Annotated in this window: 20 protein-coding genes and 2 tRNA genes; 11 read left to right on the top strand and 11 right to left on the bottom strand. The window is 61.1% G+C overall.

Going from position 1 to position 20,761, the window contains the following annotated elements:
• The first annotated feature begins 23 nt into the window (after nucleotides 1-23).
• On the top strand, nucleotides 24-1,808 hold the full coding sequence (locus ACGYLA_RS13060) for a TRAP transporter permease (protein ID WP_394432993.1): 1,785 nt from the start codon (nucleotides 24-26) through the stop codon (nucleotides 1,806-1,808).
• A 336-nt stretch (nucleotides 1,809-2,144) separates the two neighbouring features.
• On the opposite strand, the gene ACGYLA_RS13055 is transcribed toward ACGYLA_RS13060, so the two are convergent.
• The 8 genes from ACGYLA_RS13055 to ACGYLA_RS13020 form a co-directional block, all read right to left on the bottom strand.
• Nucleotides 2,145-3,683, bottom strand: coding sequence for an acyl-CoA synthetase (locus tag ACGYLA_RS13055; protein ID WP_394432991.1), 1,539 nt, complete (start codon nucleotides 3,681-3,683; stop codon nucleotides 2,145-2,147).
• 1 nt (nucleotide 3,684) lies between these two features.
• Nucleotides 3,685-4,701 carry an NAD(P)-dependent alcohol dehydrogenase gene (locus tag ACGYLA_RS13050; RefSeq protein WP_394432989.1) on the bottom strand — a complete coding sequence of 339 codons (1,017 nt, stop codon included), beginning with the start codon at nucleotides 4,699-4,701 and terminating at the stop codon, nucleotides 3,685-3,687.
• A 3-nt stretch (nucleotides 4,702-4,704) separates the two neighbouring features.
• Nucleotides 4,705-5,826 carry an acyl-CoA dehydrogenase family protein gene (locus ACGYLA_RS13045; RefSeq protein WP_394432987.1) on the bottom strand — a complete coding sequence of 374 codons (1,122 nt, stop codon included), beginning with the start codon at nucleotides 5,824-5,826 and terminating at the stop codon, nucleotides 4,705-4,707.
• The gene (locus tag ACGYLA_RS13040) at nucleotides 5,823-6,776 is read right to left on the bottom strand and encodes a branched-chain amino acid ABC transporter permease (protein ID WP_394432985.1); all 954 of its coding nucleotides are present in this window, start codon (nucleotides 6,774-6,776) and stop codon (nucleotides 5,823-5,825) included. Before ACGYLA_RS13040 ends, ACGYLA_RS13045 begins: the two co-directional genes overlap by 4 nt.
• On the bottom strand, nucleotides 6,776-7,633 hold the full coding sequence (locus tag ACGYLA_RS13035; protein ID WP_322329523.1) for a branched-chain amino acid ABC transporter permease: 858 nt from the start codon (nucleotides 7,631-7,633) through the stop codon (nucleotides 6,776-6,778). The genes ACGYLA_RS13040 and ACGYLA_RS13035 overlap by 1 nt, the downstream gene beginning before the upstream one ends.
• Nucleotides 7,634-7,707: 74 nt before the next feature.
• Nucleotides 7,708-8,910: an ABC transporter substrate-binding protein gene (locus ACGYLA_RS13030; protein WP_394432983.1), complete on the bottom strand. Its 1,203-nt coding sequence runs from the start codon at nucleotides 8,908-8,910 to the stop codon at nucleotides 7,708-7,710.
• Nucleotides 8,911-8,938: 28 nt separating this feature from the next.
• Nucleotides 8,939-9,640 carry an ABC transporter ATP-binding protein gene (locus tag ACGYLA_RS13025; protein ID WP_394432981.1) on the bottom strand — a complete coding sequence of 234 codons (702 nt, stop codon included), beginning with the start codon at nucleotides 9,638-9,640 and terminating at the stop codon, nucleotides 8,939-8,941.
• A 1-nt stretch (nucleotide 9,641) separates the two neighbouring features.
• Entirely contained in the window at nucleotides 9,642-10,412 is a 771-nt protein-coding gene (locus ACGYLA_RS13020) for an ABC transporter ATP-binding protein (RefSeq protein WP_394432979.1), read from the bottom strand.
• A 144-nt stretch (nucleotides 10,413-10,556) separates the two neighbouring features.
• Between ACGYLA_RS13020 and ACGYLA_RS13015 the strand changes: the two genes are divergently transcribed.
• A complete protein-coding gene (locus ACGYLA_RS13015) occupies nucleotides 10,557-11,471 on the top strand; it encodes a LysR family transcriptional regulator (protein ID WP_394432977.1) in 915 nt (304 codons plus the stop codon).
• Nucleotides 11,472-11,693: 222 nt separating this feature from the next.
• Here ACGYLA_RS13015 and ACGYLA_RS13010 read toward each other — a convergent pair.
• Nucleotides 11,694-11,783, bottom strand: a tRNA-Ser gene (locus tag ACGYLA_RS13010).
• Between the two features lie 247 nt (nucleotides 11,784-12,030).
• On the opposite strand from ACGYLA_RS13010, the gene ACGYLA_RS13005 reads away from it, so the two are divergent.
• From ACGYLA_RS13005 to ACGYLA_RS12975, 7 genes are all read left to right on the top strand, one after another.
• Entirely contained in the window at nucleotides 12,031-12,930 is a 900-nt protein-coding gene (locus ACGYLA_RS13005; RefSeq protein ID WP_394432975.1) for an SPOR domain-containing protein, read from the top strand.
• A 22-nt stretch (nucleotides 12,931-12,952) separates the two neighbouring features.
• Complete coding sequence (locus ACGYLA_RS13000) at nucleotides 12,953-14,143, top strand: D-alanyl-D-alanine carboxypeptidase family protein (protein WP_394408803.1); 1,191 nt, start codon at nucleotides 12,953-12,955, stop codon at nucleotides 14,141-14,143.
• On the top strand, nucleotides 14,140-14,784 hold the full coding sequence (tmk, locus tag ACGYLA_RS12995) for a dTMP kinase (RefSeq protein ID WP_394432973.1): 645 nt from the start codon (nucleotides 14,140-14,142) through the stop codon (nucleotides 14,782-14,784). Before ACGYLA_RS13000 ends, tmk begins: the two co-directional genes overlap by 4 nt.
• A gap of 52 nt (nucleotides 14,785-14,836) precedes the next feature.
• A complete protein-coding gene (locus tag ACGYLA_RS12990) occupies nucleotides 14,837-15,949 on the top strand; it encodes a DNA polymerase III subunit delta' (RefSeq protein ID WP_394432971.1) in 1,113 nt (370 codons plus the stop codon).
• Between the two features lie 13 nt (nucleotides 15,950-15,962).
• Nucleotides 15,963-16,769: a TatD family hydrolase gene (locus ACGYLA_RS12985; RefSeq protein ID WP_394432969.1), complete on the top strand. Its 807-nt coding sequence runs from the start codon at nucleotides 15,963-15,965 to the stop codon at nucleotides 16,767-16,769.
• Entirely contained in the window at nucleotides 16,769-17,578 is an 810-nt protein-coding gene (locus ACGYLA_RS12980) for an MBL fold metallo-hydrolase (RefSeq protein ID WP_394432967.1), read from the top strand. The genes ACGYLA_RS12985 and ACGYLA_RS12980 overlap by 1 nt, the downstream gene beginning before the upstream one ends.
• A gap of 62 nt (nucleotides 17,579-17,640) precedes the next feature.
• The gene (locus ACGYLA_RS12975) at nucleotides 17,641-18,570 is read left to right on the top strand and encodes an AEC family transporter (protein ID WP_067266328.1); all 930 of its coding nucleotides are present in this window, start codon (nucleotides 17,641-17,643) and stop codon (nucleotides 18,568-18,570) included.
• Nucleotides 18,571-18,619: 49 nt separating this feature from the next.
• On the opposite strand, the gene ACGYLA_RS12970 is transcribed toward ACGYLA_RS12975, so the two are convergent.
• Nucleotides 18,620-18,703: transfer RNA gene (locus ACGYLA_RS12970), tRNA-Leu, on the bottom strand.
• Between the two features lie 134 nt (nucleotides 18,704-18,837).
• Here ACGYLA_RS12970 and ACGYLA_RS12965 point away from each other — a divergent pair.
• Complete coding sequence (locus ACGYLA_RS12965; RefSeq protein ID WP_067266333.1) at nucleotides 18,838-19,359, top strand: Hint domain-containing protein; 522 nt, start codon at nucleotides 18,838-18,840, stop codon at nucleotides 19,357-19,359.
• Here ACGYLA_RS12965 and ACGYLA_RS12960 read toward each other — a convergent pair.
• A complete protein-coding gene (locus tag ACGYLA_RS12960) occupies nucleotides 19,356-20,210 on the bottom strand; it encodes an NAD(P)H-hydrate dehydratase (RefSeq protein ID WP_394432965.1) in 855 nt (284 codons plus the stop codon). The two genes, ACGYLA_RS12965 and ACGYLA_RS12960, sit on opposite strands and share 4 nt — an antisense overlap.
• 211 nt (nucleotides 20,211-20,421) lie before the next feature.
• Here ACGYLA_RS12960 and ACGYLA_RS12955 point away from each other — a divergent pair, with 211 nt between their 5' ends.
• On the top strand, nucleotides 20,422-20,760 hold the full coding sequence (locus ACGYLA_RS12955) for a P-II family nitrogen regulator (RefSeq protein ID WP_067266338.1): 339 nt from the start codon (nucleotides 20,422-20,424) through the stop codon (nucleotides 20,758-20,760).
• Nucleotide 20,761 lies beyond the last annotated feature (1 nt).

The raw sequence follows: 20,761 nt of genomic DNA, 5'->3' as shown, positions 1-20,761 counted from the left end.
CAGCCAAAGCCGGACCCCCATAGATGACAAACCTCCCCGAAAGCCGATTGGCGGCGAGTTTCTGGATCGCGCTGGCCATCGCGCTGGTTGGCTATCACTTGGCTCTGGTGTTTTCGGGTCTGGTGCCGAACCTGATCAGCAGGCCGCTGCATATGGCCTTCATCCTGCCCTTCGCATTGGTCTTTGACGCGCAGACCCCGCTGCGCCGGATCACTGGCAGCATCTTGGCCGCATTGGGCATCGCCGCAGCGCTTTGGGTGGCCTTCAACAGTGATGCGCTTGGCGATCAATACGGGTTCATCGAAAGCAACTTCCAGCTCGCCGTGTCGGTAACGCTGCTCTTGGTGGTGCTGGAAACGGCGCGGCGCGTGATCGGTTGGCCCTTGCCACTGGTTGCGGCACTCGCCCTGCTCTACGGCCTGTTCGGGCAGCATATTCCCGGCGAGTTCGGCCATTCCGGCACGCCGATCGAAAGCTATTTCGGAACACTAACCATCGCCGAGGGCGGCATCTGGGGAACGCTCACCGGTGTCTCCGTCTCTGTCGTGGCGATCTTTGTCATCTTCGGCGCTGTTCTGAACGCTGGCGAAGCGGGGCAAGGCTTCATGAATGTCGCCGCCGCCGCCGCGGGGCGGCTGAAAGGCGGCGCGGCGAAGGTTTCTGTTTTGTCGTCGGCGCTCTTTGGGTCGATCTCTGGCTCAGCCTCCGCAAATGTCGCTTCCACCGGCGCGATCACCCTGCCCGCGATGACCAAGCTTGGCTACCCCAAACGCCTCGCCGCCGCGGTCGAGGCCGTGGCCTCCTCGGGCGGACAGATCATGCCGCCCCTGATGGGCGCAGGCGCTTTCGTGATGGTCGAACTGACCGGCGTGCCCTACACTGGCATCATGGCTGCCGCCGCGCTTCCGGCGGTGCTTTACTTTGTGGCGGTCTGGGTTGGCATCAACGCCTACGCGCAGCGCTTCGCCCTCAAAGGGATCGCAGAAGCGGATCGCCCTGCAATGCGCGACGTGGTTGTCACATCGCTCTTCTTTCTCGTCCCCTTCTCGGTCCTGCTATGGGGGATGTTCGTCGCGCAGTTCACGCCGGAATATGCGGCGGCTATGGCGATCCTCGCAGCGGCGCTGCTCTTGTTCTTCAACGCGCAGCTCACTTTCGAGCCGCGCCAGATCGCCACGCGAATGGCAAGTGCAGTTCTCAATGCCGCGCGGCAGGTTGCCCTGATCGCCTCCATCATCCTTTGCGCCTCAATCATCATCGGTGTGCTGTCGATCACCGGGCTTGGCGTAAAAATCACCTCTCTCATTCTGGCGGGGTCCGGGGGGCTTCTTTGGCCGTCCCTGCTGCTCACGGCGCTTGCCTGCCTCATCCTGGGCATGGAGGTGCCCACCACGGCGGCCTATGTGATTTGCGTCTCCGTCGCCGGGCCTGCGCTCATTGAACTGGGTCTTTCGCCGCTTCAAGCGCATCTCTTTGTCTTTTGGTTCGCGCTTCTCTCGACAATCACGCCCCCGGTCTGCGGCGCTGTTTTTATCGCCGCGGGAATGATTGGCGAGAATTGGTTGAAGGTCGCTCTGACAGCGATGGCGCTTGGCATTGGGCTCTACATCATCCCGCTGGGCATGGTCGCGAACCAGGATATGCTGACCCTTTCGGACACCCCATTGGCAGCTCTCTTGGCGGCTGGTCGTGTCGCATTGGGGCTGACCCTGCTTTCATACGGTTTGATCGGCGCACGACGCCCCTTGCCGACGCTCGCGCTTTGCGCAGGTGGGCTGGCTGTTGTGTTTTCTGGCCTGTGGATTTGAGCGCGCGGCGTTAGAACAGGCGATTAGTCATGTTGATGGTTGGCAGCAGACGCGCGAATTAATTTGGGCTCTATTGGAGGCGTGACCTGCGCCTGAACTTTCATCCAGCCGCGCCCGGAGCCCGATTAGTCTTTACACCAGATGGTGCAGCTTGAGCGAGTCAGGGTTCGCCGTAATCAACCGGGGTCAGGTAGCCCAATGCCGAATGCCGGCGTTCAAACATGGTCTCATTAAGCAATTCACCCCGCTTCCCTCCGTTGATACTCTCTAAGGAAGCCGTTCTGTATCCGCTAGCCGGGCGCGATATAGCGCCATGCGACCCTTTGGTCTGATCAGTTATCTTGGCGCCAAATACTCATCTCTTAGGAGCCTCTTGTGCAGCTTCCCCGTCTCTGTCCGGGGCAACCTCTTGCGGAACTCGATACTCCGTGGGCATTTGATCGAAGACAGCTTTGTTCGGCAAAATTCAAACAAGGCGTCACGCAGTTCATCTGAAGCGTCGACATCTGGCAGCAACTGCACGACAGCATGAACAGCTTCACCAAAATCCTCATGTGGAATGCCGATAACGGCTGCGTCGAGCACGGCCGGATGGTTTAGCAGCGTATCTTCAGTCTCTTGCGGATAAACGTTCACTCCGCCCGAAATGATCATGAAAGATTTGCGATCCGTCAGGTAAAGATAACCTTCCGCGTCGACCCGACCGATATCCCCGAGGGTTGTCCAGCCTTTTTCATTAGTGGCACGCCGGGTTTTTTCCGGGTCTTTATGATAAGCGAACTGATGGCCATTCTCGAAAAAAATCTCTCCTTCTTGTCCAACTGGAAGCTCTTCTCCAGTCTCGCCGCAGATATGGATGACCCCCAGTTTGGCCCGGCCCACTGAACCGGGATGCCCCCGCCACTCACGGCTTGTTATCGCAGTGAAACCGTTATTCTCCGTACCAGCATAATACTCGTGGATAATATCCCCCCACCACGCCAGCATCTCGTGCTTGACCTCAATCGGACAGGGAGCCGCGGCATGTACAGCCATCTGCATGGAGGAAAGGTCGTATTTCTCACGTACCTCCTGAGGTAGTTTCAACAGGCGCACGAACATGGTTGGCACCCATTGGCTGTGGGTAATGCGATGTTCTTCAATAAGTCTTAGCGCCTCTTCGGCGTCAAAGCGGTCCATGACAACCGCAGTACCACCCGATTTGATCGTGACCATTGAGTGGCGTAATGGGGCTGCATGGTAAAGCGGCGCAGTGGACAGGTATCGGGTATCCGGCCCGTAGCCGAAAAGATCGGTTAGCAGATCGACCAGCATCGTGCGCGTGCCAAGCGGCGCGGGTTCCAACGGCCATTTAATACCTTTTGGCCGCCCCGTCGTACCTGAGGAATAGAGCATATCAAGCCCTTGGGCCTCGTCTGGGATTGGCGTGGTTGGCTGTTCCGCGACGCCGTGATCCCAACTTGGCAGGCCCTCCGCCCCCCCGCCTACGACGCGCACAGCGAAGGCTTTGCCAAAATCCGTCTGTAGTTTTGCAACTACTCCCGCAAACCGATCGCTTGTAATTAGCAGCTGAGCATCGCAATCGTTGAGGATATAGGCGATCTCTTCCGGCCCCAGATGGGTACTGATGGTCGTGTAATACACGCCGGCACGATCTGCCGCGAAACAGACCTCCAGCATTTCGCGACGGTTCTCCATCAGAATGGCAATATGCGCACCCGTTTCGATGCCCGTAGCGCGCAACAGATGCGCGCCTTGATTGGCCCGGGCTTCGAGCGCAGCAAAGCTGACACTTTCGCCGGTGGCGGCCATGACGAAGGCTGCCTTGTCCGCCGGATGGTGGCGAGGCTGCCAAGAAGTATCAATGTCGGACATGTTAGAACTCGATGAGGGTTTTGCCAAAGTGGCCGCCGGCGCGTAAATGCGTTAGGGCCTCTTTCAGTTGATCGAACTTGAAGGTCTCTCCCAGAACGGGACGCATGTTATGCTGGGCCATGGCGCGCAGCATCGCTTCAAACCCGTCGCGGTGGCCCACGGTGACGCCTTGGAGGCGGACCTGCCGGGCGACAATCGGACCCAGCGAGGCTTCGATGTTCAGCCCCGAAAGCACCCCAATCATGGACAACGTCCCGCCCGGCCGCACGGCCCTCAGAGACAGAGGCAATGTTTTCGCGCCGCCCAATTCGATAATGTTGTCATAGCCACCGCGGTCGGCGGTGATGGGTCGGCTGGCACGAGCCCAATCTTCTTCGCTGCGGTAATTGATTGTCGCGTCTGCGCCCATTTCAGTGACTTTGGCGAGTTTGTCATCGCTGGAGGAAATTACAGTGACATGCGCCCCCTGCATCTTGGCAAAGGCCAAGGCGAAGAGCGCGACACTGCCGGTGCCTTGGACCAGCAATTTGTCCCCGGCGCGGGTTTGGCCGTGGGTGATGACCGCGCTCCATGCCGTGAGCGCGGCGCAGGGCAACGTCGCCGCTTCGGCGTCGGTCAGGTAGTCAGGAACCTTGACCACCCCTTCTGCAGATAGGCAGATGCGGTCGGCCATAACCCCGTCCAGCGGCCCCCCCAAGGCTGACGCAAAGCGCTCAGGGCTTGGCGCGCCCGCGGTCCAGTTTTGGAAATAGGTCGGGCAGACACGGTCCCCCACGGCCACACGGGTCACACCCAGCCCTACTTCGACAACTTCACCCACACCGTCGGACACCGGGATCAAGGGCAGTTCACCCGTCGCTCGGCCATAGCCCCGTTCGGGCACGATCAGATCGCGTGAGTTGAGCGACGCCATCCGCATCTCGACAATGACCTTTCCCGGTCCGCAGCTTGGGTCATTGCGCTCTGTCAGTGTGAGGTTGTCGAATCCCCAGTCGCCTTCAATCTGGAATACACGCATGGTTCAGCTCTCTTTCCGGGCGGTCAAACGCGCCACCCTGTCTTTGAGGATATTTGTTGCCCCATCGGTGAAGCCCGCCATCTGTGCGGCGGCGATGTGGCGGGTAAAGGGGTGCTCCGGGCGCAAGCCTTCGGCCCCCATCAGTTGCAAAAGTCTTGGCAGTTGGGTCTGCGCACAGGAGACCGAACTGATCTTAGCCTCAGCAGCCGCAAGTTGCGCATCCGCGCCTTGTGACACCTTTTCGACGGCCTGCTCCGTAGCGCGACGGGCCTGCATCAAGGCGGTTTGCGCGGCCTCGAACTCTGTCTGCCAGCGTGGAATGGCATTCAGCGGCTTACCGAAGCTGCAACGTTTAGCGCCATAGGTCGCAGCACTATCCAGTGCTGCTTGCACCAAGCCGTTGCACATTGCGGCAACATAGGTCCGCGCGGCATTGATCTCTTTCAGGATCGCTTTGAAAGCTGTGCCGGGTGCAGCGAGCATGGCTTCATGTGGGAGTTTAACCCCCGAAAGGTAAAACCCACCGGTGCCCAGACTGGTCTGCGAAAAGGCACTGTCGATGGCATAACGGGTGACACCCGGCGCATTCAGATCAACGAGGAAGGCTGCGATGCCATCGCTGTCGCCCACCTCTGCGCATTGCGCATAGACGATCGAAAGCCCCGCCTGCCGCCCGTTGATGATCCAAGCTTTTTCCCCCTCGAGCTCCCAGCCGCCCGCAACCTGCCGCGCGGTGGTGCGAATGGCAGCAAAATCGCTGCCGGTGCCGGGTTCGGTCAAAGCGGTGCAGGCGTGCATCCGGCCAGAAAGCAGGTCGGGCAGATATTGTGCGGCGGCATCCTGTCCTACTTCACAGAGCCTGAGGGCAATGTTGTGCGTATTGACCAGAGACATCGCGAAACCGAAATCTGCTCCGGCCAACACCTCCAAAGCTGCAGCGCGGGTGGCAAAGCCGAAGCCCCTGCCTCCCATTTTCTCTGGCACCTCGATACCCAGAAGCCCCAAAGCGGCGGCCTCATGGTAAAGCGCGGGCTCCGGCGCGGCCCCGATGGACCATGCCGCCGCCTCCGCGGCAACACGTCCCTTGGCGAAATGCGCGACCTGATCCAGAAAAGCTTGGCTCATGTCCGGCCCCGACGTTTTTCCATCAGGTCGCGGGCGATACCGGCAATGCCGCGCGGCATGAAGATCGTCGCCAGTACCAGCACCAGCCCGTAGAGGATCAGCCGGAAACTATCGGCAAAGCGCAGATATTCAGGCAGGAAGACCACGAAGAACGCGCCGATGATTGGCCCGGCAATGGTGCCCGATCCGCCGATGATGACCGCGAGGATTGCATCGAGCGACTGCGCAATGCCGAAGATCTCAGGATTGATGAAGCTTTGGTAATGCGCATAGATCGCACCGGCGAGGCCCGCGAACATCGCGGAGGTCACGAAGGCAAAGAGCTTGTATTTCCAAGCCGCGATACCAACCGCGCCGACGAGGTCTTCGTTCTGGCGGATCGCTACGAGGATTTGCCCGATACGCGACCGCACGATCAGTGCCGCCAACCCCGTCATCAATGCCGCGATGATCAGTACGAAGTAGTAATACGTCTCCCGGTCGCGCCAATTGAACAGTGCATCTTTGCCACCGGGCTTCGGGATGCCGGTGATGCCTGCCTCGCCTTGGGTAAGCTCGTGGAGGTTCATCAGGACGATGAAAATCACCATGTTGAACGCCAGCGTGACGATGGCGAAGTAGTGCCCTTTGACCCGCAAGCTGGGGTAGCCTGTCAGCAGCGCGAAGAAGGCAGTAACGAAGGGCGCGAGGATGATCGTCAGCCAGACTGGCAGATCAAAGTGCATGCCCATCAGCGCCGTCGAATAAGCCCCAATCCCCATGAAGCCGGCCTGCACGATGGAAACATAGCCGGTGTAGCCTTGGATCAAGTTCTGCCCTTGCGCTGCGATGACCCAGATCAAGGCCAACACGCTCAGGTGGATATAGTATTTCACAGAGATGAGCTGCGGCAACAATACGAAGCCAACCAGTGCCAGCCCATAAAGGATGAAGGTGCGATTACGAGCCATTATGCTTTCCCCATCAGGCCTTGAGGCCGGAACAACAGAACGCCGATCATCACCACGAATGCGATCACGTCCTTATAAGCGGATGAAATGAAACCGGCGGCGAGTGCCTCGGTGATGCCGAGCACGAGCCCCCCAACAACGGCGCCCGGGATCGACCCCAGACCGCCCAAGATGAGCACGGCAAAGCCCTTAACCACCAAGCCTTCGCCGATGCCCGGCGCAATCGCAAAAAGCGATCCGACCATGACCCCGGCGCAAACACCGAGCGCTGTGGAGATCGCAAAGACCACCAGCGGGATCGTCTTGACGTTGACCCCCATAAGGATCGCAGCGTCGCGGTTCTCGGCCACGGCGCGGATCGCTTGGCCCGTTTTGGTGCGTTCGACAAACACTGTCATTGCGGCGATCAAAAGCGCGGCGGCAAGGATCACATAGAGCCGCAGCTCGGGAATGGTGACACCGCCGATGTTGAAGACGCGGGAGAAGTCGGTCGGGATGACGACTTGCTCATGCCCAAAGAGTTCGAGATTGATCCCCTCAACCATCATGGTCAGTCCAAGCGCCACGATAAAGGCGTTGATGTGATTGGCATCTCGTACCGGGCGATAGGCCAGAAGTTCGATCAATACGCCAAGGGCAAGCCCGACCAAAAGCGCAATCAGGATCGCCAGTAGCAAGGGTATGCCCCAACTGGTGACGAAAAAGAACGTAAGATAGCCCCCGAACATAGAGACCGATCCATGGGCAAAATGCGCGATGCCGAGGATTCCGAAAACCGTGGTCAGCCCCAGTGCGATCAGCACATAGACACCCCCGATGGCGATGCCGTTAATAATCTGTTGAAGTACCTCAACCATGCCGCACCCTGCGAATTAAAGAAGATAGAAGAATGGGGCGCAGGAAACCTGCCCGCGCCCCGCCCGGGGAGGGATCAGTCGTCCAACGTGCTCAGGAATGCTGAATACGCGGCGGCGTCAGACGGCAGGTCTTGCACAAAGACCCAGTTGCCGCCCTGCCACTGGAAAGCGCCATTGGAGGTATAGGCCTGCCCGTTTTCATCGAACATTTTGTCATCGACAGGCAGGTATTGCATGACGACCTCATCAGGCACCGCAATCTCGCGCAGCGCTTCGGCCACGGCTTCGGTGTCCTCTACGGTGCCAGCAGCCTCGATGGCGTCCTTCAAAGCATAGGTTTGGTCATAGGAATAAGGTGAGCTTGGTGAGGGCGCGATGCCGTACTCTTCGGTATAGTTGGCGTGGTAGGCCTTGCCGTTTTCAGATGCCGAAAGCAGCGTCAACTCTGTCGGGCGCAGGTCCCAAACGCCTTCCATCTGCTCCGAAGTGGCCACACGGGTAAACTGCTCTTCGCTACCGGAGGTGAAACCATAGCGCGGCACGTCGATGCCAAGCTCGACTGCCTGACGGTAGATAAAGGCTGCTGGCTCAACATAGCCGACGACAAGGATCGCGTCAGGCTCTTGGCCGCGGATTTTGGTCAACTGCGGAGACATGTCGCGGTCTTTCAGACCAAATGCCTCCCGGCTCACGATCTCTCCGCCCGCTTTTTCCAACTCCTTTTCAAAGGCGTCGACGTAGCTGGCGTAGAACCCCACATCCAGCGCGCCCAAGACGGCAACCCGCTTGTGGCCCTTTTCGGCGACAAAGGTACCAGCCGCCGCACCAGTATAATCTGCTGGTGGACGCGTGCGCGTGAGGTTCGGGATTTCGCGGGTCGTGATCGACCGCTCAGCGGCATTGCCCACGAGCATCACCGCATCTTCATATTCGATGAAAGATGCCACCGCCCCGGTCGCACCCGAGCAGCAGAAACCAAGAATATACTTAACGCCATCTCGGTCGATCAGTTTGCGTACGGCGTTGGAGGCCTCGGTCGGGTTGGCCTTGTCGTCATAGGCGATGACGTTGAGCATGTAGGTGTCTTCGCCCACCTTGATCCCGCCACTGGCGTTAATCTCTTTCGCGGCCAGTTTCACCGCATTGGTCTGCGGCAGTCCGTAAACGGCCCCGCCCCCGGTCAGCGCATCGCTAACCCCGATGTCGAGCGTCTTTTCCTCGGCCCATGCGGCACCCGCCGTCATGACCATTGCAGCTGTTATTGCTGTCAGTCTCATGTTCTGTCTCCTCCCAGAAACGTTGGTATCAGTGGCCCAGATACGCCTTTGCGACATCTGGATGTGATTGCAGCTCCGCGCCCGTCCCGCTCAGCACGATCTCTCCGGCTTCGAAAAGATAGGCCCGGTCGGCAAGCCGCAGCGCCATGGCCGAGTTCTGCTCGACCAGCAGGATGGTTTTCCCCATCTCTTTGACCCTCGCGATAGTCTCCCCCACCTCCGCGACGATTTTCGGGGCGAGCCCCAACGATGGCTCATCAAAGATGCAGAGCTTGGGCCGCGCCATAAGCGCCCGGCCAATGGCCAACATCTCCTGCTCACCCCCCGACAACGTGCCCGCCGCCTGGCTGGCGCGGTCGCGCAGGATAGGAAACATGTCCATCATCTCTTCAACATCGGATGCCTGCTCTGCATCCTTACGCGGATAGGCTCCCATCCTGAGGTTCTGCAGCGTTGTCATTTGCGGAAAGACCTGACGCCCTTCGGGACACATGGTGATCCCCGCTTTGACGATGGAGTGGCCGCTTTGGTTGGTGATATCTTGGCCCTCGAACTCAATGGTTCCTGCAGTAGCCGGAACCAGCCCGCAGATCGCCTTGAGCGTAGAAGACTTGCCCGCGCCATTCGCGCCAATCAGCGCGACGCATTCGCCCTGATTGACCTGCAAGTCGATGCCGTGGATGACTTCGATCGCGCCGTAGCTGACGCGGAGGTTGGATACGTTCAACATGTCAAGCCGCCTCGCCGAGATATGCGTCAATGACGACTGGATTGTTGCGGATTTCCTCAGGTGTGCCCTCGGCGATCTTTTGGCCAAAGTTGAGCACGACGATCCGATCGCAGACCTCCATGATCAGCGCCATGTGGTGTTCGATCACCAGCACAGAAGTCCCCAAATCGCGGATCTTCTTGATCAGGTCGCTTAAGCTCTTGCGCTCATGCGAGACCAGCCCGGCGGCGGGTTCATCCAGCAAGATCACTTTGGGATTTGAAGCCAGTGCCGTTGCGATCATCAGGAAGCGTTGTTGGGCCGAACTAATGGTGCCCACGCGGTGATCCTGTACCGGCGCAAGGTCAGTGATCTCGAGGATCCGGTCGACACGCGCGGCCAGTTCCTCTTCCTCGCTGGATTTCCGGCCCATGCCGAATACAGACGCCAGCGGATGCGACGTGCGCGTTACGTTGCAGCCCAGCACGATATGGTCGCGTACCGTGAATTCCGTGAATGTACTGGCTGTCTGAAAGGTCCGCGACAGACCCTTCGCCACACGATCATATTCAGGCAGATTATCGATCTTGGCGCCGGCCAAGCTAATTGCGCCGGATGTGATTGGGAACAACCCCGCCAGACTGTTCACAGTGGTCGACTTTCCGGAACCGTTCGGTCCAATCAAGCCGAGGATTTGCGCCTCGTTCACATTAAAGGACAGGTCTCGGATCGCATGCACGCCGCCAAACGACTTGCACAGAGATTCGACCCTCAAAACAGGTGTCGCCATCATATACTCCCCTCCCCGCTCCTCCTGCGGTTCGAGAAGCGTAGCGACGCCCCATGGCGCAAATCAAATTCAAAGATTCCGCTTGGATATCTAATTTTTAGATGGTTAGGTCTCGAAAGGGCGAAGACTTCGGAGGAGTTCGGCACCGTGAAACCGATCAGGAATATCAATTCTGTACAGGTGTTTAGCCTCACCGCCGAGACTCGGAATGTCACCCGCGCCGCGCAACTCTTGAACATCGGCCAAAGCTCAGTGAGCTATCACATTAAAAAATTGGAATCGGATCTTGGCTACCGGCTCTTCCACCGCACCGGACAAGGGCTGACCCTCACGGACGAGGGCGTCGAGCTTGCGCAGCATGTTGGGCGGGGGCTTGAGATGATCCAAACGGGCCTTGAACAGTTATCAATACGGGCCGGCGCGATCCGTATCGCGCTCTTGCCGATGTTTTCCAGCCGCTGGTTGTCGTCAGAGTTGGGTGACTTGATCGAACAATATCCTGACGTGCGCCTATCCATGCACAACCACAACAATAACTATGCCTATATGCCCGAGCCCGGGAGCTTTGCGGACATCGGCATTCAATGGGGAAAGGGCGACTGGAATGGCTTTGAAGTCCACCCCCTTTGGCCCGAAAAGATGGCATTGGTCTGCAGCCCTGAGTATCTAGAAAGACATCCGATCACCGAACCAAAGGATGTAACAGGCTGCACCCTATTGCATGTAGACGATACCGGGATGTGGGAAGAATGGTTCGACTTGAACGGGATGAAGATGGTCCATAGCCAGCCGCAAATGATGCTTGAAGATCGTCATTTTCAGCTCAGCTCGACCATCAATGGTTTAGGGGTATCTCTTTTTGCCTCCTGGCTAGTGCAGGAGGAGTTGGAAAGTGGTGCGTTGGTTAGTCCTTTCTGCCGAGATTTCGAAACATCATATGCTTATCATCTTATCCTGCCGCGCTTGAAAGCTTCATCCCCTGCAGCGCTGCGGTTCCGTGATTGGCTTCTTGAAAACCGTTCCAAGGCAGATCGGTTACTGTTGTCACCTTCAGAAGCGTAATTGCGTGATAGCGCAAAGGCGCATCGGCTTGTCGCTGAAATACAGCTCCTTCTGAGAGCCAGGCAGGGCCATTCCCAAAATACCACATTCCGTACCAGTCAGTGGAAGGATTGAGGCGCGTCCGAAAGAAACACAAGAGAAACGATAGGCAGCTATATTTCTCTGCAACCACTACAACAGGTCGCCGAACGCGGCCCATTCAAATCAAATAGGAATGCATGGTGGCGGAGGAGGTGGGATTCGAACCCACGGTACGCTCTCACGCACGCCGGTTTTCAAGACCGGTGCATTCGACCACTCTGCCACTCCTCCGCAGCACGCTCCTCCTAGAGCGCCGGGATCGATTCGGCAAACGCACATTTTCGCGGCCAGCCCCCCGCACCCCTTTGGGGAAATTCGCCGATCTGCCCTGCGCGGTCTTTTCAAGCGCTGCCCGGTCGGGTTACTCTGCGCCAAAGCCCCTTTCAGAGGGGCGCAGGGCGTGCCGATCCAACGGCGCGACATTCTCGCGGGACATGGGTCGCGGCGCGCGACGACAGCAGGCAAGGACATCAAGGGCATGAGCAGGGACAATCAACCGTTGCGCATCAAGAAAAGCCGCGCGGCGGGCTTGGGCGTGGGCATTCTGGCAGTTGGTTTGCTGGCCGGTTGCGAGGGTGGCGATTTCAAACTCCCTTTCGGTGCAAACGAAGGCGCCAGCGCGCCGCGCAGCACCTCGACCAAATTGGTGGAACGTGATGTCGAAGCACCTGAGGTCTTCTCAGCCACGGACGAGGGTCTTTGGGACGGGCGCCCCTCGCTCGGCGGGGTCTGGGTGGCGCATCCGGACGTCACCGAACCTGAACGCGTGATTGTGCGCAATGAGGCGAACGGCAAATTCGTCATCGGTGCCCTGTTCCGGCGTGAGCGCGAATTGCCCGGACCCAAACTGCAGATCTCTTCGGATGCCGCCGCTGCGCTTGGCATTCTGGCGGGCGCCCCGACGCCGCTGAATGTGACCGCCCTGCGCCGCGAGGAAAGCGCCGCCCCGGAAGAGAGCTTTGAGGCCGAGAATAGCGGTGACGCTGCAGCTACTCTTGCCAGCCCTGCCCCTGTCACCGCCACGGCGCTGGCCCCTGCGGCAACGGCCAGCACCGCTGCCCCTGCCACCGCGAGCGCCAAACCGGCAGCCAAACCGCCCGCCCCTGCGGCCCCGAAACCGGCGCGCCCGGCGGCTGGTGCGAAACTGTCCAAACCCTACGTGCAACTGGGCATCTTCAGCGTGGAGGCCAATGCCACCCGCACCGCCAAACAGATGCGCGGCGCGGGCATGGTGCCCACCGTCAAGCAAAGCGCGATCAACAACAAACCCTTCTGGCGCGTGGTGATCGGCCCCGCCACCAGCAAATCCGAACTCGATACCCTTCTCAAGAAGGTCAAGGCCGAGGGCTTTACCGACGCCTACGCCGTGTCGAACTGACAAACCGGAGGAAATGCTTCCTATGATCCGCCTTTTTGCCGCCGCCGTGGCGCTGGTGCTGACGCTCCAGCCCGCCGCCGCCTTCGATACCCGCGCCACCGCCGCCTATGTGTTGGACCAGACCACCGGCACCGTGCTGCTGGCCAAGAACGCGGATGAGCCGCTGCCGCCCGCCTCCATGTCCAAGCTGATGACGCTCTACATGGCCTTCGAGGCCGTGGAGCGTGGCAAGCAGAACGGCGGGCTCGATTTGGTTGAGAAACTGCCCGTGTCCGAACATGCCATGTCCTATGGCGGCTCGACCATGTTCCTCGACACCACCGACCGTGTCTCGGTCGAAGACCTGATCCGCGGGATCATCGTGCTGTCAGGCAATGACGCCAGCGCCGTGATTGCCGAAGCGCTCAGCCCCGATGGTACCGAATACGGTTTCGCCCGGCTGATGACGCAGCGCGCGCAGCAGATGGGGATGACCAATTCCACCTTCGCCAATTCCAACGGCTGGCCGCAGGCGGGGCATCTGATGTCGGTGCGCGACCTTGGTCTGCTGGCCAACCGCATCATCACCGATTTCCCGCAGTTCTACCCGCTTTTTGCAGAGCGTGAGTTCGCCTTCGATGGCCGTGCGCCGCAGAACAAGACCAACCGCAACCCGCTTTTGGGTCTGGGCATCGGCGCAGATGGCCTGAAAACCGGGCACACCAATGAGGCGGGCTATGGGCTGGTTGGCTCGGCCAAACAGGGCGACCGCCGGGTGATCTTTGTCCTTTCGGGCCTCGACAGCGCTGCCGCCCGCGCGCAGGAGGCTGAATCGGTGGTCAACTGGGCCTTCCGCCAGTTCACGCAGCGCGATCTGGGCGAAGCGGGCACCCGCATCGCCGAAGCCCCAGTGGCCCTTGGCACGACCCAATCGGTCGGGCTTGAGCTGAAGGACGATCTGTCCATGCTTGTGCCCGTCACCGGCGGGGATGAGGTCGAGGCCGAGGTGATCTACACCGGACCGTTCCAAGCGCCGATCAGCAAGGGCGATGAATTGGGCGAACTGGTGGTCGACCGCGGCGAATTGCCCGCCATGCGCGTGCCGCTGGTGGCCTCCGCCTCCATCGCGCCGGGCGGGTTCATGGTCAAGATGACCGCCGCCGCGCTACACCTGATGAACCGCCTCAACGCAGGCCCGCAGGCGGCCCCCACCGTGGAAGCGGAAGCTTCGTGACCAGCGCAGAGAAGGCCCGCGCGCCGGGCCTCTTCGTCACCTTCGAAGGCATCGACGGATCCGGCAAATCCACCCAAGCGCGGCTTTTGGCGGATCATCTGACGGCACAGGGCCATGACGTGGTGCTGACCCGCGAACCGGGCGGCAGCCCGGGGGCCGAGGAAATCCGCGCGCTCGTCTTGCAGGGTGATCCCGACCGCTGGTCGGCGCAAACGGAAATCCTGCTCTTCACCGCCGCGCGCCGCGATCATCTGGAACGCACCATTCGCCCCGCGCTCGCCGCCGGAAAGGTCGTGATCTGCGACCGTTTCGCCGATAGCACGCGGATGTATCAGGGCCTTTCGCGCGGCGATCTGCGGCAGATGGTCGATGACCTGCACGCGCTGATGATCGGGGTGGAGCCTGACCTGACCCTCTTGATCGACATGGATCCGGCCCATGGCCTTGAACGCGCCCTCTCGCGCCAGACGGCAGAGGAGCGGTTCGAGGATTTCGGCGTCGAGCTTCAGGCCAAGATGCGGGCGGGCTTTCTGAGCCTTGCCGAGGAGTTCAGCGACCGCTTCCATGTGATCGACGGGGGCCGCGATATCGACAGCGTGGCCCGCGACGTGACCGCCTGCGTGACCGCGCGATTGAGCTGATCCACGCGCCCTGCCCGCTTCCCTCTGCGGCGAAACATGCTAGACCGAGGCCATGACAGACGACGCCCCCCAGCCAGACCGTGTGGAAGGTGCCCGCCACCCGCGCGACACGCCGAAACTGATCGGCCAAAGCACCGCCGAGGCTGCCTTTCTCGACGCTTTCAACAGCGGCAAATTGCATCACGCATGGATGCTGACCGGACCGCGCGGGGTGGGCAAGGCGACGCTCGCATGGCGCATCGCACGGTTCCTTCTGGCGACCCCCGACCCGGATGGCGGGATGTTCGACCTGCCCCCGGCTGAAACGCTTGAGATTGACCCAGAACACCCCGTCGCCCGCCGTGTGGCCGCCGGGGCCGAAGCGGGGCTGAAATCCGTCACCCGCACGCTGAACCCCGACACCAAGAAGATGCGCAAGCAGATCGTCGTTGATGACATCCGCGCGCTGAACGGCTTCTTCCAGATGTCCGCCGCCGATGGGGGCCGCCGCGTGGTTATCATCGACGACGCGGATGAGATGAACCCCAATGCCGCCAACGCGCTCCTGAAGATGCTGGAAGAGCCGCCGGAGCGCGCCGTCCTGCTGCTGCTCAGCCACCAGCCCTCCAGCCTGCTGCCCACGATCCGCTCGCGCTGCCGCACTCTACGCCTCGGCACGCTCGACGCGGGCCAGATGGCCGAGGCGCTGGACGGCTCGGGCGTGGAGGTCGAAGACGATCCCGCCGCCCTGGCCGAGCTTTCCGGCGGGTCGGTCGGCGGGGCGCTGCGCCTGTCGTTGATGGGCGGGGTCAAAACCTATGCCGATCTCGTCGGCCTGATCTCTTCGCTGCCGCAACTTGACCGGGGCCGCGCTATCAAGCTGGCCGAAGCCGCAGCACAGCGCGGGGGGGAGGCGAAACTCGACCTCCTCTTTACTCTGCTGGACCTGCTGCTGGTGCGTCTGGCCCGCACCGGCGCCACCGGTGCGCCGCCCGCGCAGCCCGCCTGCGCCGATGAGATCGCCGTGCTGCAACGCCTTTCGCCCAGCCCCGCACAGGGGCGCGCATGGGCCGATGCGGCGCAGCAGATATCCGACCGCGCCCGTCACGGGCTGGCGGTGAACCTTGACCCTGCCGCGCTGGTCCTAGATACCCTGCGGCAGATAGGCCAGACGGCGCCAATATAGCCGAAAGGACAGCATGACCGACACGCCCCAGATCACCGACAGCCACTGCCACCTCGATTTCGAGAGCCTGCAAGAAGACCTGCCTGGCGTCATCGCCCGCGCGGCGGAGGCTGGCGTCACCCGCATGGTCACCATCTGCACCCGGCTAAAGAACGAGCCCAGCGTGCGCGCCATTGCCGAGGCGCATGAGCCGGTGTTCTACGCCGCAGGCACCCATCCGATGTCCGCCGCGGAAGAGCCGATGGCTACGGTCGACGAACTTCTCGCCCTGACCCAGCACCCCAAAATGGTCGGCATCGGTGAGACCGGCCTCGACTACCACTACACCGCCGAGAGTGCCGAGGTGCAAAAGACATCCCTGCGGATCCATATTGCGGCGGCGCGGGAAAGTGGCCTGCCGCTGATTATCCACGCCCGCGATGCGGATGACGACATGGCCCGCATCCTGCGCGAGGAACATGCGAATGGCGCCTATAGCTGCGTCATGCATTGCTTCTCCTCCTCCGCTGAACTGGCCCGTGCCGCGCTCGATCTGGGGTTCTACCTATCGATGTCCGGCATCACCGCTTTTCCCAAATCGCAGGATCTGCGCGATATTTTCGCCGCCGCCCCGCTCGACCGTATTCTGGTGGAAACCGACGCGCCCTATCTCGCCCCGCCACCGCATCGCGGCAAACCGAATGAACCTGCCTTTACCGCCCATACCGCCCGCCGCGCGGCTGAGACCTTTGGCCTCGACAACGCCGATTTCGCGGCCCGCACGCAGGAGAATTTCGAGCGTCTCTTCGCGAAAGCCGCCGCTTGGGAGCCTGCGCGCTGATGGCCGACCTGCGGGTGACCATATTGGGCTGCGGCTCCTCCGGCGGGGTTCCGCGGATCGGCGGCCATTGGGGCGCTTGCGACCCGAATGAGCCCAAGAACGCCCGCCGCCGCTGCTCGATCCTTGTGGAGCGGGTGACGGAGGCAGGCACCACCACCGTCTTAATCGACACCTCCCCCGACATGCGCAGCCAGCTGTTGGACGCAGGCATCGGGCGGCTCGATGCGGTGATCTACACCCATTCCCACGCGGATCACGTTCACGGGCTGGACGATTTGCGCATGGTGGTGATGAACATGCGCGCGCGGCTGCCGGTCTGGGCCGATGCGCCCACGCGGGACGCGCTGATCGAACGGTTTGGCTATGCCTTCGTGCAGCCCGAATGGTCAAGCTATCCCCCCATCCTCGACATGCATGAGATCACCGGCGAGGTCAGCATCGACGGCCCGGGTGGCATGCTGAAATTCGCGCCCTTCACCGTCACCCATGGCAATATCGACGCACTCGGTTTTCGCTTTGACGATATCGTCTATCTGCCCGATGTCTCAGCCATCCCCGAGGACTGCTGGCCGATGATGGACAACCTGCGCTGCTGGATCGTCGACGCCCTGCGGCGGGAGCCGCATCCGACCCATAGCCATCTGGCGCAGACCCTTGGCTGGATCGACCGGGTGGCGCCGCAGACGGCGGTCCTGACCAATATGCACAACGACCTTGATTACCACACCGTCGCCGCAGAGACGCCGGATCACATTCAACCGGCCTATGACGGGCTGACCCTTCATTTCCCCCTTCCCCATTCAGACTAGGCAGCGCCGGGCGCGGGCCTGAGGGTCAGCGCCCCCGCCGCACCCCATAAGGCTCCTTTTAAGTGCAAACTCTTTTAGACGTCATTCTGCCGGTCTTTCTGGTCATCGGCTTTGGTTATGTTGCGGTCTGGCGCGGGCTCTTCCCCGTCTCTGGCATCGACGGGGTGATGAAATTCACCCAGAACTTCGCGATCCCCTGCCTTCTGTTCCAAGCCATCGCCCGCATTGACCTATCAAGCAGCTATGACCCGCGCCTTCTGGGCAGTTTCTACGGCGGCGCGGCGCTGTGTTTCGCGCTTGGCATCCTTGGCGCGCGGCTCTTGTTCCGCCGCGATTGGGAAGACAGCGTGGCGATCGGGTTTTGCTGCCTGTTCTCGAACTCGATCCTGCTGGGCCTCCCGATCACCGAACGCGCTTACGGGCCCGAGGCGCTGGCCGGGAACTATGCGATCCTGTCGTTCCACGCGCCCTTTTGCTACGGTTTGGGCATCACGGTGATGGAATTCGTGCGCAACCGCGGGCAATCGGGCCTGTCGCTACTGCGCAACGTGAGCCGGGCGATGTTTCGCAACGCGCTGGTTCTGGCGATCCTCGGGGGCTTTGCCGTTAACCTCAGCGGTCTTCCGATCCCCGGCGTGGTGGATGACGCGCTGTCGCTCATCGTCCGCGCCGCCCTGCCCGCCGCGCTCTTCGCGCTTGGCGGCGTGCTGCTGCAATACAAGCCCGAAGGCGACATGAAAGCGATCCTCATGGTCTGCGCCATCGCCCTTTTGGTGCACCCCGCGCTGGTCTGGAGCTTTGGCACCATGCTGTCGCTGCCGCAGGCCGGTTTCCGGTCCGGCGTGCTGACCGCGGCCATGGCACCGGGGTTCAACGCCTATATTTTCGCCAATATGTACGGCCGCGCGCGCCGTGTGGCGGCCAGCTCCGTGCTGATCGCGACGGGCAGTTCGATCCTGACGGTATGGCTTTGGCTCACGGTGCTGGGCTAAGCGAGTCACGCGCGAAAAGCCTGCGATATCTTTGATTTACCGGGTAAAGTGGTGCGGGTGAAGGGACTCGAACCCCCACGCCAAAGGCGCCAGAACCTAAATCTGGTGCGTCTACCAATTCCGCCACACCCGCACTGCACCAACCGGTGCCCGCGCTGATTAGCAAACCCGCGCGGCAGATGCGAGAGCAAAAAAGCACAAGACATTAACCGGATGTTTGCATATGGTTGGTGATACCTGAGGCAGGTACAATAGAAAGAGACGCCCATGAAACCGAATACGGTCGGGTGCGTAGGCGGCAAAGATCGCCATGGGGGGCAGTTTTCCCCTTTCGCTGCGCTGGACACCGGTCTTGTGCAGGGCGCCCTTATTTTGACGCTGGATGGTGAAATCCCGGTTGAGTATCTCTCGGTCGGGGATCGTGTCATTACGCGCGACAGTGGCTTTGCAAAAATCCTTCATATTCAACGCACGACCCGCAGTGTGCGGCGCATCGCGCTGGCGGCGGGATCGCTGGGCCACACGCGGCCCGAACGCGACGTCGCCCTCGCCGGGGATCAGATGGTGCTGGTACGCGATTGGCGCGCGCGGGCCCTTTTCAATTCCGAACGCGCCTTGGTCGCGGCGCGGGCCTTGGTCGACGATGAATTCATCACCGATCTGGGGGAGGAAGAAACGACCCTGATCCAGATATTCTGCGACGGCCCGCATGTGATCTACGCCGATGGGCTGGAGCTTGGCACCGCCGATGCCGCCCGCGCCCGCGGCGCGGTGTTGCACGCGGCCTAAACCCCCAAGTCCCGCAACACCTGCGGCATCAGGTCGGGCAGGTCTTCGGCGATCAGCCCCGGCCCATGCAGCAGCGCTGCCTCGGCATGTATCCATGCCGCGGTGGAGGCTGCTTCGACCGGGGCGTTCCCCCGCGCAAGCAGCCCGGTGATAAGCCCCGCCAAGACATCGCCCGCCCCTGCAGTGGCCAGCCAAGGGGTCGCACGGTCTTGGGTCGCGCTATGGCGCCGCACTTCTCCACCGGGCGTCGCGATGATCGTTTCCGGCCCTTTCAACAGGATCACGCAGCCGAACCGCGCGGCAGCCTCGCGCGTGGCCTGCGCCTTGGCCCCCTCCTCCTCGGCCTTTGCCGCCTCGGCGAAATCCGGGGCCAGCCGAGCAAACTCCCCCATATGGGGCGTCAGAACGCAGCCTTCATGCAAGGCGTCGCGCAGGTCGGCATCTCGCGACAGCAGGGTGATCGCATCGGCGTCCAAGACGATATGCGGCGCGGCGAGGGCTGCTTTGACAAGCCCCGGTGCGCGCGCGCCCAATCCCAAGGCGGGCCCGAGGCAGAGCGCGTTGATCCGGCTGTCTTCGAGCGTTTCGGACAATGCCGCGCCATCCGGTATCCGCTGCAGCATGACCGCCGTGAGTTGCATCGCCGCTTCAAGCTGCGCGGCGGGCGGCACGCCCAAGGTCACGGCCCCTGCCCCGATCCGCAGCGCCCCGCGCGCCGCCATACGCGCGGCCCCGGTCTGACCCGGCCCGCCGGATAGGACGAGCGCATGGCCGTGGTCATATTTATGCCCCGGCTCTTTGCGCAGTAAATCGACGTTCAGGCTCTCGCGGGTGATCTCGGAAATACGCATGTAAGGGGATCTAGCAACTGGCGCCCAAAGGTACAGCCCGGAGCCGATTCACCAATGCTCATTTTTTAGGCACGTTGCGCAAATTATCAGCGGCCCTTGGCAAATGCATCCGCCGCGCCATGTTACCCCCTGCCCGGCGCTGGACGTTACGCGGGCGGGATGCTCTGTCGAAACCAGAGCATAAATGCGCGGGAATTGTCAGGGGATTACCATGAAAAAGATCGAAGCCATCATCAAGCCGTTCAAACTCGACGAAGTCAAAGAAGCCCTTCAAGACGTGGGTGTTCAAGGTCTGAGTGTGATTGAAGTGAAAGGCTTCGGCCGCCAGAAAGGCCACACCGAGCTCTATCGCGGTGCGGAATATGTTGTAGATTTCCTTCCCAAAGTGAAGGTCGAAGTGGTATTGGATGACGATCAGGTCGATGCCGCTATCGAGGCCATCGTCGACGCCGCCAAGACGGAGAAAATCGGTGACGGCAAAATCTTCGTTTCCCCTGTTGAACAAACAATTCGCATCCGTACCGGTGAATCCGGTTCAGACGCGCTTTGAC

It is taken from the genome of Sulfitobacter sp. 1A13679, assembly GCF_043557115.1.
Classification (GTDB): Bacteria; Pseudomonadota; Alphaproteobacteria; order Rhodobacterales; family Rhodobacteraceae; genus Sulfitobacter; species Sulfitobacter faviae.
This window is presented reverse-complemented; position numbering and strand designations above follow the sequence as displayed.

Excerpts from the sequence above, each read along its gene's own strand:
- ACGYLA_RS13020 (WP_394432979.1), bottom strand. The coding sequence starts at position 10,412 with ATGATGGCGACACCTGTTTTGAGGGTCGAATCTCTGTGCAAGTCGTTT.
- ACGYLA_RS12955 (WP_067266338.1), top strand. The coding sequence starts at position 20,422 with ATGAAAAAGATCGAAGCCATCATCAAGCCGTTCAAACTCGACGAAGTC.
- ACGYLA_RS12965 (WP_067266333.1), top strand. The coding sequence starts at position 18,838 with ATGAAACCGAATACGGTCGGGTGCGTAGGCGGCAAAGATCGCCATGGG.
- ACGYLA_RS12980 (WP_394432967.1), top strand. The coding sequence starts at position 16,769 with ATGGCCGACCTGCGGGTGACCATATTGGGCTGCGGCTCCTCCGGCGGG.
- ACGYLA_RS13000 (WP_394408803.1), top strand. The coding sequence starts at position 12,953 with ATGATCCGCCTTTTTGCCGCCGCCGTGGCGCTGGTGCTGACGCTCCAG.
- ACGYLA_RS13025 (WP_394432981.1), bottom strand. The coding sequence starts at position 9,640 with ATGTTGAACGTATCCAACCTCCGCGTCAGCTACGGCGCGATCGAAGTC.
- ACGYLA_RS13055 (WP_394432991.1), bottom strand. The coding sequence starts at position 3,683 with ATGTCCGACATTGATACTTCTTGGCAGCCTCGCCACCATCCGGCGGAC.
- ACGYLA_RS12960 (WP_394432965.1), bottom strand. The coding sequence starts at position 20,210 with ATGCGTATTTCCGAGATCACCCGCGAGAGCCTGAACGTCGATTTACTG.
- ACGYLA_RS13030 (WP_394432983.1), bottom strand. The coding sequence starts at position 8,910 with ATGAGACTGACAGCAATAACAGCTGCAATGGTCATGACGGCGGGTGCC.
- ACGYLA_RS13005 (WP_394432975.1), top strand. The coding sequence starts at position 12,031 with ATGAGCAGGGACAATCAACCGTTGCGCATCAAGAAAAGCCGCGCGGCG.
- ACGYLA_RS13040 (WP_394432985.1), bottom strand. The coding sequence starts at position 6,776 with ATGGCTCGTAATCGCACCTTCATCCTTTATGGGCTGGCACTGGTTGGC.
- ACGYLA_RS12985 (WP_394432969.1), top strand. The coding sequence starts at position 15,963 with ATGACCGACACGCCCCAGATCACCGACAGCCACTGCCACCTCGATTTC.
- ACGYLA_RS13045 (WP_394432987.1), bottom strand. The coding sequence starts at position 5,826 with ATGAGCCAAGCTTTTCTGGATCAGGTCGCGCATTTCGCCAAGGGACGT.
- ACGYLA_RS13035 (WP_322329523.1), bottom strand. The coding sequence starts at position 7,633 with ATGGTTGAGGTACTTCAACAGATTATTAACGGCATCGCCATCGGGGGT.
- ACGYLA_RS13050 (WP_394432989.1), bottom strand. The coding sequence starts at position 4,701 with ATGCGTGTATTCCAGATTGAAGGCGACTGGGGATTCGACAACCTCACA.
- ACGYLA_RS13060 (WP_394432993.1), top strand. The coding sequence starts at position 24 with ATGACAAACCTCCCCGAAAGCCGATTGGCGGCGAGTTTCTGGATCGCG.
- ACGYLA_RS12990 (WP_394432971.1), top strand. The coding sequence starts at position 14,837 with ATGACAGACGACGCCCCCCAGCCAGACCGTGTGGAAGGTGCCCGCCAC.